Raw genomic sequence first — 13,559 nt, forward strand, 5'->3', positions numbered from 1 at the left:
GGGACTCACCAACCCGGCAAATAATGCCAAACCTGCAATACCAACAAACTCATGGTGAAACCCAGGCCCAAATAAAGCAGGATTTGCAGCAACTGGTTGGTGCGGCGCTGCGCAGCCAGCAAATTCTCTAACTGGCGGTTGTCTTGTTGCCGTGGTTTTTGCAGGTAGTCATGCAGCAACCGCGGCAATTGCGGCAGCAACTTGGCGTAATGCGGGGCTTGGGACTGGAGTTCTGCCCACAATTTTTGGGGGCCAATTTGGTCAAGCATCCACTTTTCAAGGAAAGGCTTGGCCGTGCTCCACAGGTCCAATTCGGGATCGAGGTCGCGGCCCAGGCCCTCAATGTTGAGCAAGGTTTTTTGCAACAACACCAATTGAGGCTGAATCTCGACCTGGAAACGACGTGAGGTCTGGAACAAGCGCATCAGCACCATGCCCAGCGAAATTTCTTTGAGCGGACGGTCAAAGTAAGGCTCGCACACGGCACGGATCGCCGATTCCAATTCGTCCACGCGGGTGTCCACGGGCACCCAACCGGACTCGATGTGCAACTCGGCCACGCGCTTGTAGTCCCGGCGGAAAAAAGCCGTGAAATTCTGTGCGAGGTACTCCTTGTCATACTCGGTGAGCGTGCCGACGATGCCAAAGTCCAACGAAATGTACCGACCAAATGTGGCTGGCGCCAGACTGACCTGGATGTTGCCAGGGTGCATATCGGCATGGAAAAAGCCATCGCGGAAGACTTGTGTGAAAAACAGCGTCACGCCATCGCGGGCCAATTTAGGAATGTCCACGCCTGCTTCGCGCAAACGGTCCACCTGACTGATGGGCACGCCATGCATGCGTTCCATGACGATGACCTCGGGGTGACAGAAGTCCCAAATCATCTCAGGGATCAGCACCAAATCGAGGCCTTGCATGTTGCGGCGCAGCTGCGCAGCATTGGCCGCTTCGCGCACCAGATCCAGCTCGTCGTGCAGGTATTTGTCGAACTCGGCCACCACCTCGCGGGGCTTGAGGCGTTTGCCATCGGCACTCAGGTTCTCAACCCAGCCAGCCATCATGCGCATCAAACTCAGGTCTTTGTCGATGACGGGCAGCATGCCTGGACGCAGGACCTTGACGGCGACTTCACGGACATCCCCGGATTTGCCACGCAAGGTGGCAAAGTGCACCTGAGCAATCGAGGCACTGGCCACCGGCTCGCGTTCAAAGGTTTCAAAGATGTCGTCCACTTTGCGCCCGAATGCCCGCTCGATCGAGGCCACCGCGATGGCCGAACTGAAGGGCGGCACCCGGTCTTGCAACTTGGCCAGTTCTTCTGCGATGTCGGGGGCCATCAAGTCGCGGCGCGTGGACAGCACCTGGCCAAACTTCACAAAAATCGGTCCCAGACGCTCCAGGGCTTCACGCAGGCGAACCGCTCGGGGCGAACGCAAGTCGCGGCCGACCGACAGCACACGCGCCAACAAGCGAATCCAGGGTTTTTGGAAGCTCGACAGCACCAACTCGTCCAGGCCGTAGCGCAGGACAATGAAGACGATGAAGGCGCCGCGCCCGAAGCGGCCCCAGCGCATCATGCTGCGCTGCCCGTGCGCAACCCGGTACCGGGTCGCTGGGCGACAAAACTGCGCAAGGCCGTCATGGCTTGACGGGCAACTTGTGCCAGAGTGTGCGCGGGGGCGTCGCCGATCAGGCGGGCCAGGTCTTCTTCAGCATCCCAGCGCACATGGTCGATCAGCCAATTGACTTCAGCGGCCAGCTGGACATCGCCTTCAATGCGCACCTTGGGTTTGTCGCCCCGCGCCAGCGCCGAAGCCAGCGAAACAGGGGATTCTTCAGTCACCGTGAGGCGCAGATCAAAGCCTTCAAAATGGCCTCGCTCAAGCAGCCCTGCGGGGGTAGGACTCAATTGAAGTTGCATGCGCTCCCAGACCAGCTCGATGCGCTGGCCTTTTTGGCGGGCCAAGCGGGCCATGGCCTCGGGCTCGCTCATCAGCACATGGTTGAGGAACAAAACAAGGCGATTGATGCTCTCGTCCACCACCCAAGCCGGAGGCTGGAAGTTGGCCGCGAGCTGGTTGACCATGTCGGGCAGCGCCTGAGCGGCCCATGAAAAAGGGGACTGTGTTGCCATAGTCCCCGATTATTCCCGAAAGTGTTGGCCCATTGAGGGGCCCGGGCTTTATTGCAGTGCTTGCACACCCGCCACCAACCAGCCGCCGCCCTGCTTGGACTTGCTCATGTTCCAAACTTCACGGAATGGGCTGGGGCCCGAAGCCGCGTCTTCGCGGATCATGCCGTTGAACTCAACACTGGCCAAGTAAGCGTCGTCCTGCTCTTCGATGCCCAGCAGATGCGCATCGAGTTGGACGACCTCTGTCTTGTTGGGCTGGCCGGGGAACTGAGCTTCGCGTTCGGACAATTGGCTGCGGATTTCCACCACCATGGCATCGGTCATCATGGAACGCAGCGCAGTGATGTCCGAGCGGTCCCAGGCGTCTTGCAAAGTAACGAAGTTGCGTTTGGCGGCTGTGATGAAACTGTCGACGTCGAAACCCGCAGGGATGCCCCAGGATTGCGAACCGCTCAGACCCGAACCAATGCCAGAGCCAATCATGGAGCCGGTTGAAGCCGAGGCAGCCGAGCTGTCAAAACGGGAATTTTGGCCTTCCCATGGACGGGCCGACGCATCATTGCCCACATTTTGGGGACTGTACTGGGGGTACGTGGCGGGGTTTGCCGCCGATGCGCCAGCACCTTGATAAGCCAAGCCTCCCCCTTGTCCAGCACCACCGCGGCGCGCCCGCATGACCATGCCAATCACCGCGATCACGGCCACACCGATCAACAAAGCCATCAAGATGTTGCCAAAGGCTTCACCCATGCCCAAGGAGCTGGCCAACCAAGCCAGGCCCAGACCCGCGGCCAAGCCTCCCAGCATGGCACCCCAAGGCTTCTTGGGTGCAGCGGCAGCAGGCGCAGCAGCGGGTTTGGCAGCGTTCGCAGGTGCCGCATTTTGGGCAGGTGCAGCAGGTGTCTGGGGCGCGGCATCGCGCTTGGTGACCTGGTTCGACTGCTGTCCAATGGATTTGCCACCACCCATGCGGCGTGCGGCTTCAGCATTCAGACTGCCCAGTGCCATCACGCCAGCGAGCATCAGGGTCATCAACTTGTTGTTCATGGTGTCTCCAACTCAGGAAATTCAGTTTGCGGGCCTCAGCATTTGATGCCCATGTGCAAGGCTACCACCCCGGCCGATAAATTGTGAAAATCCACATGCCCAAATCCGGCATTTTTCATAAGGGTTTTCAGCTCTTCTTGCCCGGGGTGCATGCGAATGGACTCGGCCAGGTAACGGTAGCTGTCGGCGTCGCCCGCCACCAGCTTGCCCAGCTGCGGCAAGATCTTGAAGCTGTACCAGTCATAGGCTTTTTCGAGGGGTTTGGCCACTTTGGAAAACTCCAGCACCAGCAATTTTCCGCCCGGCTTGAGCACCCGGCACATTTCCTTCAAGGCCACATCCTTGTGCGTCATGTTGCGCAGGCCAAAGGCGACGCTGACCACGTTGAAATGAGCATCTGGAAAAGGCAACTTTTCGGCATCACACACCAAAGTGGGCAAGGCCAAACCGTGATCAACCAAACGGTCACGCCCGGTGGACAACATGGCTTCATTGATGTCGGTGTGGACCACGCGACCCGTGGCACCCACTTTTTTGGCGAACGCCATGGACAAATCGCCTGTGCCGCCAGCGATGTCCAGCACCTGATCGCCCTCTTGGAGGTTGGCCAACTGCACGGTGTAGGCCTTCCACACGCGGTGCAAGCCCATGGACATCAGGTCGTTCATCACGTCGTATTTGGACGCGACCGAGTCGAACACGCCCCGCACATGCTTGGCTTTTTCTGTTTCGTCGACGGTTTTAAAACCGAAGTGGGTGCTGCTCATGCCCGATCCCTCAATGCTTGTGTCCGCAGCTGCCACCTGCTGCGGCTTCGATCATGGGCGCGTCACGGCTCATGCCCGCCGCTTGCAGGCGGTCTTCGTATTGCTTCCAGAGCGCCGCTTCTTGGTCACCCAAAAAGTACAGGTATTCCCAAGTGAACAGGCCCGATTCGTGCCCGTCGGTGAAGGTGGGTTTCACGGCGTAATTGCCCACCGGTTCGATCTCGGCAATGCCGACTTCGCGCTTGCCGGTTTGCAGCACTTCTTGCCCAGGGCCGTGGCCTTGCACTTCGGCCGAAGGCGAGTACACGCGCATCAGCTCAAAAGGGATGCGGAACTGTGCCCCGTCTGAAAACCCGATTTCCAGCACCCGGGTCTGACCGTGCAAGGTCAGCGACTCGGGGTGGGGCATGTCTTTTTTCAATCCGGCCATCTTGTTCTTTCAGGGGGTTACACCAACACGCGCTCGATGCCGCCTGCATTGGCAGCGCTCACGTACTCGGGCATCCATTCTTCGCCCAGGATGTGCTTGGCCATCTCGACCACGATGTAGTCGGCTTCGAGCAGGCCGTTCTTCATGTCGTCACCGAAGCGCGACAACCCTTGCAGGCAGCTGGGGCAGCTGGTCAGGATTTTCACATTGGCCTGGGGTGCCAGTGCACCGCTGCTGCGCAGGGCCGCTTCGCCTTTGAGCAGCTCTTCTTCCTTGCGAAAGCGCACCTGGGTCGAGATGTCCGGGCGCGTCACACCCAGCGTGCCCGACTCGCCGCAGCAGCGTTTGCTCTCAATCACGTTGTCACCCATCAAGGCCTTGACGGTCTTCATGGGCTCTTGCTGCTTCATGGGGCTATGGCATGGGTCGTGGTACAGGTAGGCGCCACCCGCGTCCAGTTTCATGCCTTTTTCGAGCAAAAACTCGTGGATGTCGATGATCCGGCAACCGGGGAAGATCTTGTCGAACTGGTAGCCCTGAAGCTGGTCATAACAGGTGCCACAACTCACCACCACGGTCTTGATGTCCAGGTAGTTGAGCGTATTGGCCACGCGGTGGAACAACACACGGTTGTCGGTGATGATCTTCTCGGCCTTATCGAACTGGCCCGAGCCTTTTTGCGGGTAACCGCAGCACAAGTAGCCCGGTGGCAACACGGTCTGCACGCCCACATGCCAGAGCATGGCCTGGGTGGCCAAGCCCACTTGGCTGAACAAGCGCTCCGAGCCGCAACCGGGGAAGTAAAACACCGCTTCGGATTCAGAAGTGGTGGCTTTCGGGTTGCGGATGATGGGCACGTAGTCGTTGTCTTCGATGTCCAGCAATGCACGCGCCGTTTTCTTGGGCAAGTTGCCCGGCATCTTCTTGTTGATGAAGTGGATCACCTGCTCTTTGATCGGCGCGGTGCCCACCGATGCCGGCGGCGCACTGGTCTGCTTGCGGGCCACGCCCTTGAGCAAACCAGCCACAAAGCGCTGCGCACGCATGCCCACACCCACCATGGCGGCACGCGCGAGCTTGATGGTTTCGGGGTTGGTGGCGTTCAGCATGAACATGGCGGCGGCATTGCCCGGCCGGAAGCTCTTTTGACCCATCTTGCGCAGCAAGTTGCGCATGTTCATGGACACATCGCCAAAGTCGATGTTCACCGGGCAAGGCGTCAGGCACTTGTGGCACACGGTGCAGTGGTCGGCCACGTCTTCGAACTCTTGCCAATGCTTGATCGAGATGCCCCGGCGGGTTTGCTCTTCGTACAGAAAAGCCTCGACAAGCAAAGAAGTGGCCAAAATTTTGTTGCGTGGGCTGTAGAGCAAATTGGCGCGCGGCACATGCGTGGCGCACACGGGCTTGCACTTGCCGCAGCGCAGACAGTCTTTCACGCTGGCGGCAATCGCGCCAATGTCAGACTGCTGCATGATCAGCGACTCATGGCCCATCAGGCCAAAACTGGGGGTGTAGGCGTGCGTCAAATCGGCCGCATGCACATCGTCGCCCAGCCCCGTCAGGGCCGCGCCGCGCAGCAGCTTGCCTTTGTTGAAGCGTCCTTCGGGGTCCACTTTCGCTTTGTAGGCCGTGAAGTTGGCCAACTCGGCGTCGGTCAAAAACTCCAGCTTGGTGATGCCAATGCCGTGCTCGCCCGAAATCACACCGTCCAAGCTGCGCGCCAGCACCATGATGCGGGCCACCGCCTCGTGCGCGGTCTGCAGCATCTCGTAGTTGTCGCTGTTGACAGGGATGTTGGTGTGCACATTGCCGTCACCCGCGTGCATGTGCAGCGCCACCCACACGCGGCCCTTGAGCACGCGCTGGTGAATGGCCGTGACTTCGGTCAGGATCGGCAAGAAAGCAGAACCTGAAAAAATGTTCTGGAAAGCCGGGCGGATTTGCGTCTTCCAGCTGGCCCGCAGGCTGTGCTCTTGCAGCTGAGGGAACAGTGCGTCGACATCGGTCAACCAGCCTTGCCACTGCGCACGCACTTCGCGCACCACGGCCAGGGCTTGCGCCACGCGGTCTTCCAGCAACTCGGCAGAAGGGATGTCGCTGGCGTCGTCTTGCTTGCCCAGTGGCAGGTTGCCTTTTTCCAGAAAATCTTCCAGCTCACGGCAAAACTGCAGCTTGTTGCGCAGACTCAGTTCGATGTTGATGCGCTCGATGCCGTCGGTGTATTCGGCCATGCGCGGCAAAGGGATGACCACGTCTTCGTTGACCTTGAAGGCGTTGGTATGGCGCGAGATGGCGGCCGTCTTTTTGCGGTCGTGCCAGAACTTTTTGCGCGCTTCGGGGCTGATGGCGATGAAGCCTTCGCCACTGCGCGAGTTGGCGATGCGCACGATCTCGCTGGTCGCCTTGGCCACATCGTCGGCGTTGTCACCGGCGATGTCACCAATCAAGACCATCTTGGGAAAGCCGCCGCGCTTGCTCTTGGTGGAATAACCCACGGCGCGCAAATAACGGTCGTCCAAATGCTCCAAGCCCGCCATCACGGTGCCGGTGCGCTTTTGCTCGGCAAACATGAAGTCTTTGATCTCGACGATGCTGGGCACCGCCTCGCGGGCGTGGCCAAAAAACTCCATGCACACGGTTCGGGTGTGGGTGGGCATGCGGTGCACCACCCAGCGGGCGCTGGTGATCAGGCCGTCGCAGCCTTCTTTTTGCACGCCAGGCAAACCGCTCAGGAACTTGTCGGTCACATCCTTGCCCAGGCCTTCCTTTCGGAAAGTTTTCCCTGGAATGACCAAGGTCTCCGTGCGGATCGGGGTTTTGCCGTCGGCCTTGAAATAGCGCAACTCGAAGGTGGCCACTTCGGCATCGTGGATCTTGCCCATGTTGTGGTCCATGCGCACCACATCCAGCCATTCGGCGTCGGGTGTGACCATGCGCCAGCTGGCCAGGTTGTCCAGCGCCGTGCCCCACAGGACGGCCTTTTTGCCACCCGCGTTCATGGCGATGTTGCCGCCCACGCAGCTGGCTTCGGCCGAAGTCGGGTCTACAGCAAACACAAAGCCGCCGCGCTCAGCGGCATCGGCCACGCGCTGGGTCACCACACCGGCTTCGGTGTAAATGGTCGGAATCTGATGGGCAATACCGGGCAGGTTGACCATTTCGACCTCGGTCATGGCTTCGAGCTTTTCGGTGTTGATGACCGCGCTCTTCCAAGTCAGCGGGATCGCGCCACCGGTATAACCCGTGCCACCGCCGCGTGGGACGATGGTCAGCCCCAAGTCAATACAGCCCTTGACCAAGCCCGCCATTTCGGTCTCGCTGTCGGGGGTCAGCACCACGAAGGGGTATTCCACACGCCAGTCGGTCGCGTCGGTCACATGGCTCACACGCGAGAGGCCATCGAACTTGATGTTGTCTTTGGCCGTGAGGCGCCCCAGCATCTTTTGCACCTGGCTGCGCAGCTTGGCCATGCGGGTGAAACGATCGCTGAACTGCGTCACGGCTTGCGTGGCCATGGCCAGCAACTGGCCCACCAAGGCATCTCGGGCCGCATCCACAGTTGGGGTGCGGCGCTTTTGCACCTCGCCTAGGCGGTGCTGCAAAGCCTCAACCAACAATTTGCGGCGGGCAGGATTGTCAAGCAGGTCGTCCTGCAAATAAGGGTTACGTTCAACCACCCAAATATCGCCCAGCACCTCATAAAGCATCCGAGCAGATCGGCCCGTACCGCGCTCTTGTCTGAGTTGGTTCAGCAAATCCCAAGCCGACTCGCCCAACAAGCGCAGCACGATTTCACGGTCTGAAAAGCTGGTGTAGTTGTAGGGGATTTCGCGCAGGCGCGGCGCATCGGCGTCGGCTTGCATCAAATGTTGGAGCGTGGTGGGTGCATTCATGGGTATGGCGCAGTCAAAGGCGTCACTCAAGACGCTGTCAGCCAGACCCGAAACCAATGTCAAACCGGCTGAGATTGAATGTTACCGCAGTGCAACAAACACGCGCCGGGGGTGGGGGCACCTGTCACCCCAAGGTTTCAGCTCATGGAAACCCCGGATTGTCCCGACAATGTCACACAGTTTTAATATATTTGACATCAACATCCACCAAAGTGACGTCTCGAAATGGCCCATTGATATGGGGTCAATCAATAAATCTGCATTTTTTAGGAACCGCGATGAAACTCAAACTCACCATTTCCGCCTTGGCTTTGGGCCTGGCCAGCCTCTCCGCCCAAGCCCAGACTGAGATCCAGTGGTGGCACTCCATGGGCGGCGCCCTGGGTGAGTGGGTCAACGATCTGGCCAAAGACTTCAACGCCAGCCAAAAGGATTACAAAATTGTGCCCACCTTCAAGGGCAGCTACGACGAGTCCATGACTGCGGCGATCGCCGCCTACCGTGCGGGCAATGCGCCTCATATCCTGCAAGTGTTCGAAGTGGGCACTGCCACCATGATGGCCAGCAAGGGCGCCATCGTGCCCGTGGGCAAGGTCATGACCGACGCAGGCCTCAAATTCGACCAAAATGCCTATGTGCCAGCCGTGGCCGGTTATTACACCGCCCCCAACGGCCAGATGTTGAGTTTCCCCTTCAACAGCTCCACCCCCGTCTTCCATTACAACAAGGACGCATTCAAGGCCGCAGGCCTGGACCCCAACACCCCGCCCACCACCTGGCCTGAAGTGGCGTTGGCCGCCGCCAAGCTCAAGGCCAGCGGCCACAAGTGCCCCTTCACCACCAGCTGGATCAGCTGGACGCAGCTGGAGAGCTTCTCGGCCTGGCACAACACCGAATTCGCCACCAAGGGCAACGGCATGCGCGGCATGGATGCACGCCTGTCCTTCAACACCCCGCTGCATGTGCGCCACATCGACAACTTGGCCAACATGGCCAAGCAGGGCCTGTTTGTTTACAAAGGCCGTGGCAACGCAGCCGACGCCACTTTTGTCTCGGGCGAATGCGCCATGGCCACCGGCTCATCGGCTTTGTATGGAAGCGTGACGCGCAACGGCAAATTTGGCTACGGTATCGGCACACTGCCCTACTACCCCGATGTGAATGGTGCCCCCCAAAACACCGTGATTGGGGGCGCAAGCCTCTGGGTCATGAGCGGGAAGAAAGCGCCCGAATACAAAGGCGTGGCAGCGTTCTTTGCCCACCTGTCCAAAGACAGCGTGGCAGCGGCCAGCCACCAGCGCACCGGCTACCTGCCTGTGACCAAGTCCTCGTTTGAAGTGACCGAAAAGTCCGGCTTCTACAAAAAGAACCCCGGCACCGATGTGTCTGTGACCCAAATGATCCGCAAGACCACCGACAAGTCGCGTGGCGTGCGTCTGGGTAACTTTGTGCAGATCCGCACCATCATTGACGAGGAACTCGAAGGCGTGTGGAGCGGCAAAAAGGGCACCAAAGAAGCCCTGGACATGGCCATCAAACGCGGCAACGAGCAACTCGAACGCTTCGAAAAAGCCAACAAGTGATGCATTCGCCGCTCTGTGGGGCGGCGAACACCTGAAAGGAGCAGAGGCGGTGCCTCTGCTCTTGTGCATTTTGGGGTGACACTTCAGACCCCAGTTTTGCAAAGAATTTATGGAAAAACGTGTCCGCTTCAAATCCCGCTGGCTGCCTTGGCTGCTGATTGCGCCCCAGCTGAGCATCGTGCTGGTGTTCTTTTTCTGGCCAGCCGGGCAAGCGCTTTACCAAAGCGTGCTGCAAGAGGACGCCTTTGGCGCTTCGCGAGAATTTGTGGGCCTGGAAAATTTCTCGCGGCTCTGGAACGACAGCGGCTACTTGGACTCATTCAAGACCACCGCCGTGTTTTCTCTCTTGGTGGCAGTCACGGGCCTGTCGGTGTCGCTGCTGCTGGCCGTGATGGCCGACCGGGTCGGGCGCGGCGCGGGTTTGTACAAAACCCTGCTGATCTGGCCTTACGCCGTGGCCCCAGTGGTCGCGGGCGTGTTGTGGCTGTTCATGTTTGCCTCGCCGATGGGGGTGGTGGGTTACGCACTTCGGGCCATGGGCATCGAATGGAACCACCTGCTCAACCCCAACCACGCCATGGCGCTGATCGTGATGGCTGCGGTGTGGAAGCAAATTTCCTACAACTTCCTGTTTTTTCTGGCGGGCTTGCAGTCCATCCCCAAGTCGCTGATCGAGGCGGCCGCCATTGACGGGGCCAGCCCCTGGAAGCGGTTTTGGACGATCGTGTTCCCGCTCCTGTCACCTACCACCTTCTTTTTGCTGGTGATCAATATCGTCTATGCGTTTTTTGACACCTTCGCCATCGTGGACGCCACCACCCATGGGGGCCCTGGCAAAGACACCGCCATCCTGGTCTACAAGGTGTATTACGACGGTTTCAAAGCGCTGGACATGGGCAGCTCGGCCGCACAGTCGGTGGTGCTGATGGTGATTGTGGTCTCGCTCACGGTCTTGCAGTTCAAGTTTGTTGAAAAGAAAGTGCAGTACTGATGTTGCACCGAACCGTTTCCACGGGAGACCGCGCATGATCGAACGTCGCCCTGGCCTGCAAATTTTGCGGCATCTCATCTTGCTGATCGGAGTGGCCATCGTGGCCTTTCCCCTGTACCTCACTTTCATTGGCTCGACCCAATCCGCCCAGCAAATCAACCAAAGCGTGCCCATGTCCCTGGTACCGGGCAGCCACTTTTGGGAAACCTACCGCCTGACCCTGTTTGGCGGCCCCAACTCACAAGGCAGTCCGCTGCCCGCCATGTGGCCGATGATGCAGGTCAGCTTGATCAGTGCCTTGGGCATCGCCATTGGCAAGATCGCCATCTCGCTGCTGTCGGCCTTTGCCATCGTGTATTTCCGCTTTCCGCTGCGCAACATGGTGTTCTGGATGATTTTTGTCACCCTGATGCTGCCCGTCGAGGTGCGCATCAGCCCCACCTACGAAGTGGTGGCGGGCTTGGGACTGCTCAACAGCTTTGCCGGCCTGACGGTGCCGCTGATTGCCTCAGCCACCGCCACGTTTTTGTTCCGGCAGTTTTTTCTGACCATTCCCGACGAGCTGGTGGAAGCCGCCCGCATGGACGGTGCCGGACCGATGCGCTTTTTCAAAGACGTGTTGCTGCCCTTGTCGGCCACCAACATCGCGGCACTGTTTGTGATCCAGTTCATCTATGGCTGGAACCAATACCTCTGGCCCCTGCTGGTGACCACCAACGAAGACATGTACCCGGTGGTGCTGGGCATCAAACGCTTGATTTCGGGGGAGTCTTGGACAGAGTGGAATGTGGTGATGGCCGCCGCCATCTTGGCCATGCTCCCGCCGGCACTGATCGTGGTCCTGATGCAGAAATGGTTCGTCAAGGGCCTGGTTGATACGGAAAAATAATAACTCCGGGGACAGACCCATGCGAAGCGTTGCTCTGTCCTCGTCTGATCAATGAATTTATGGCTGCAATTACCCTTTCTCACATCCTCAAAACCTATGGCACAGGTGCCAGGGCCAACACCGTCATCCATGACCTGAGCGCCAGCATTGCCGACGGCGAATTCGTCGTCATCGTCGGGCCCTCTGGCTGCGGCAAATCCACCTTGCTGCGCATGGTGGCGGGCCTTGAAGACATCTCGGGCGGCACCATTTCAATTGGTGAGCGCGTGGTCAATGACCTGGAGCCCGCGGAGCGCGACATCGCCATGGTGTTCCAAAACTACGCGCTTTACCCGCACATGAGCGTGTTCGACAACATGGCTTACGGCCTGAAGATCGCCAAGCGCCCGATCGAAGAAATCAAAGCCCGAGTGGACAAGGCAGCGGGCATCCTCGAATTGAGTCACCTGCTGCAACGCAAACCCCGCGAGCTGTCGGGTGGCCAGCGCCAGCGCGTGGCCATGGGCCGCGCCATCGTTCGTCAGCCGCAAGTGTTCTTGTTTGACGAGCCGCTGTCGAACCTCGACGCCAAGCTGCGCGCCCAGACCCGACTGGAGATTCAAAAACTGCACCGCGAGCTGGGTATCACCAGCCTGTTTGTCACGCACGACCAGGTCGAAGCCATGACGCTGGCCCAGCGCATGATCGTGATGAACGGTGGCCACATGGAACAGTTCGGCACGCCCGAAGAGGTCTACAACCGTCCGGCCAGCACCTTTGTGGCCAGCTTCATCGGCTCACCGCCCATGAACCTGCTCAAACGCGCCCCGGGCACGCCTGAGGGGCAAATCCTGGGCATCCGCCCCGAGCATTTGGACATCACCCCATCGGGGGGCTGGACCCTGACGGTGGACACGGTTGAACTGCTGGGCGCTGAACGCTTGGTGCATGCCCGACTGGGCGATGAAACGCTCACCTTGCGCTTGGACGAATCGGTCATGCCGCCGCAGCCGGGCAGCACCTTCCACGCCACACCCCGTCCAGACCGTGTGCACGGGTTTGACGCAACAACCCAAAAACGCATCGCCCCATCAGCACCATGAAACATTGGCCCTACCCGCGCTGGATCGCCCACCGGGGCGCTGGCAAGCTCGCCCCAGAAAACACCTTGGCGGCCTTCAGGTTGGGGGCATCCTATGGCTACCGCATGTTCGAGTGCGACGCCAAGCTCAGCGCTGACGGCGTGGTGTTTCTGATGCACGACGCCACGCTGGAGCGCACCACCAATGGGCAGGGCATTGGTGGCGACTTGCCTTGGCACGCCTTGTCCCAGCTGGACGCAGGCACCTGGCACTCACGCACCTACGCAGGCGAAGTTTTGCCCACGCTCCAAGCGCTGGCGCAGTTCTGTCTCGCGAATGGTCACTTGCTGAACATCGAAATCAAACCCACACCGGGCACCGAGGCGGCCACCGGAGAGGCTGTGGCTCGACTGGCGAAACACCTGTGGGCGGGCGCCAGCGTGCCGCCGCTTTTGACCTCGTTCAAACCCGATGCACTGGCCGCCGCTCAGCAAACAGCCCCCGAATTGCCTCGCGGCTTGCTGATCGACACGCTGTGGACGGGTTGGTTTGAAAAAGCACTCGCGCTCGGTTGTGTGGCTGTGGTGGCCAATTACGCCTTATGGGACGTGGCCACTGTGGCCCGCGTGCAAGGGGCTGGCCTGCGGTGTCTGAGCTACACCGTCAACGACGACTGGGCTGCCCGGCACCTGCTGGCTCTGGGCACTGACGGCATCATCACCGACCGGGTGGATCTCTTGCCTCCTCAGTGAGCAGCG

11 protein-coding genes are annotated in these 13,559 nt (G+C 59.7%); 5 read left to right on the forward strand and 6 right to left on the reverse strand.

Going from position 1 to position 13,559, the window contains the following annotated elements; all coding sequences use genetic code 11:
• Positions 1-5: 5 nt before the first annotated feature.
• The 6 genes from ubiB to ACHEXK_RS11720 are packed head-to-tail and all read right to left on the reverse strand — an operon-like array spanning position 6 to position 8,277.
• The gene (gene ubiB / locus ACHEXK_RS11695; protein WP_416546371.1) at positions 6-1,580 is read right to left on the reverse strand and encodes a ubiquinone biosynthesis regulatory protein kinase UbiB; all 1,575 of its coding nucleotides are present in this window, start codon (positions 1,578-1,580) and stop codon (positions 6-8) included.
• The gene (locus ACHEXK_RS11700; protein ID WP_416546373.1) at positions 1,577-2,137 is read right to left on the reverse strand and encodes a hypothetical protein; all 561 of its coding nucleotides are present in this window, start codon (positions 2,135-2,137) and stop codon (positions 1,577-1,579) included. Before ACHEXK_RS11700 ends, ubiB begins: the two co-directional genes overlap by 4 nt.
• A 48-nt stretch (positions 2,138-2,185) precedes the next feature.
• Positions 2,186-3,184: a Tim44 domain-containing protein gene (locus tag ACHEXK_RS11705; protein WP_416546375.1), complete on the reverse strand. Its 999-nt coding sequence runs from the start codon at positions 3,182-3,184 to the stop codon at positions 2,186-2,188.
• Positions 3,185-3,219: 35 nt separating this feature from the next.
• Positions 3,220-3,951 (reverse strand): bifunctional demethylmenaquinone methyltransferase/2-methoxy-6-polyprenyl-1,4-benzoquinol methylase UbiE, encoded by a 732-nt coding sequence (gene ubiE, locus ACHEXK_RS11710; protein WP_416546377.1) that lies wholly within the window; start codon positions 3,949-3,951, stop codon positions 3,220-3,222.
• 10 nt (positions 3,952-3,961) lie between these two features.
• Positions 3,962-4,381 carry a DUF971 domain-containing protein gene (locus ACHEXK_RS11715; RefSeq protein WP_300557420.1) on the reverse strand — a complete coding sequence of 140 codons (420 nt, stop codon included), beginning with the start codon at positions 4,379-4,381 and terminating at the stop codon, positions 3,962-3,964.
• A 17-nt stretch (positions 4,382-4,398) separates the two neighbouring features.
• Positions 4,399-8,277 carry a DUF3683 domain-containing protein gene (locus tag ACHEXK_RS11720; RefSeq protein WP_416546379.1) on the reverse strand — a complete coding sequence of 1,293 codons (3,879 nt, stop codon included), beginning with the start codon at positions 8,275-8,277 and terminating at the stop codon, positions 4,399-4,401.
• A 278-nt stretch (positions 8,278-8,555) separates the two neighbouring features.
• Between ACHEXK_RS11720 and ugpB the strand changes: the two genes are divergently transcribed.
• The 5 genes from ugpB (at position 8,556) to ugpQ (ending at position 13,553) form a co-directional block, all read left to right on the forward strand.
• Positions 8,556-9,860 carry a sn-glycerol-3-phosphate ABC transporter substrate-binding protein UgpB gene (gene ugpB / locus ACHEXK_RS11725; RefSeq protein WP_416546381.1) on the forward strand — a complete coding sequence of 435 codons (1,305 nt, stop codon included), beginning with the start codon at positions 8,556-8,558 and terminating at the stop codon, positions 9,858-9,860.
• Between the two features lie 109 nt (positions 9,861-9,969).
• Positions 9,970-10,851, forward strand: coding sequence for a sn-glycerol-3-phosphate ABC transporter permease UgpA (ugpA, locus tag ACHEXK_RS11730; protein WP_322993752.1), 882 nt, complete (start codon positions 9,970-9,972; stop codon positions 10,849-10,851).
• Positions 10,852-10,885: 34 nt separating this feature from the next.
• Entirely contained in the window at positions 10,886-11,740 is an 855-nt protein-coding gene (ugpE, locus tag ACHEXK_RS11735; protein WP_416546383.1) for a sn-glycerol-3-phosphate ABC transporter permease UgpE, read from the forward strand.
• Between the two features lie 59 nt (positions 11,741-11,799).
• Positions 11,800-12,822 carry a sn-glycerol-3-phosphate ABC transporter ATP-binding protein UgpC gene (gene ugpC, locus ACHEXK_RS11740; RefSeq protein WP_416546385.1) on the forward strand — a complete coding sequence of 341 codons (1,023 nt, stop codon included), beginning with the start codon at positions 11,800-11,802 and terminating at the stop codon, positions 12,820-12,822.
• Positions 12,819-13,553 (forward strand): glycerophosphodiester phosphodiesterase, encoded by a 735-nt coding sequence (gene ugpQ, locus ACHEXK_RS11745; RefSeq protein WP_416546387.1) that lies wholly within the window; start codon positions 12,819-12,821, stop codon positions 13,551-13,553. Before ugpC ends, ugpQ begins: the two co-directional genes overlap by 4 nt.
• The last annotated feature ends 6 nt before the right edge of the window (positions 13,554-13,559 follow it).

Source organism: Limnohabitans sp. DCL3, from assembly GCF_048019295.1.
GTDB lineage: Bacteria > Pseudomonadota > Gammaproteobacteria > Burkholderiales > Burkholderiaceae_C > Limnohabitans_A.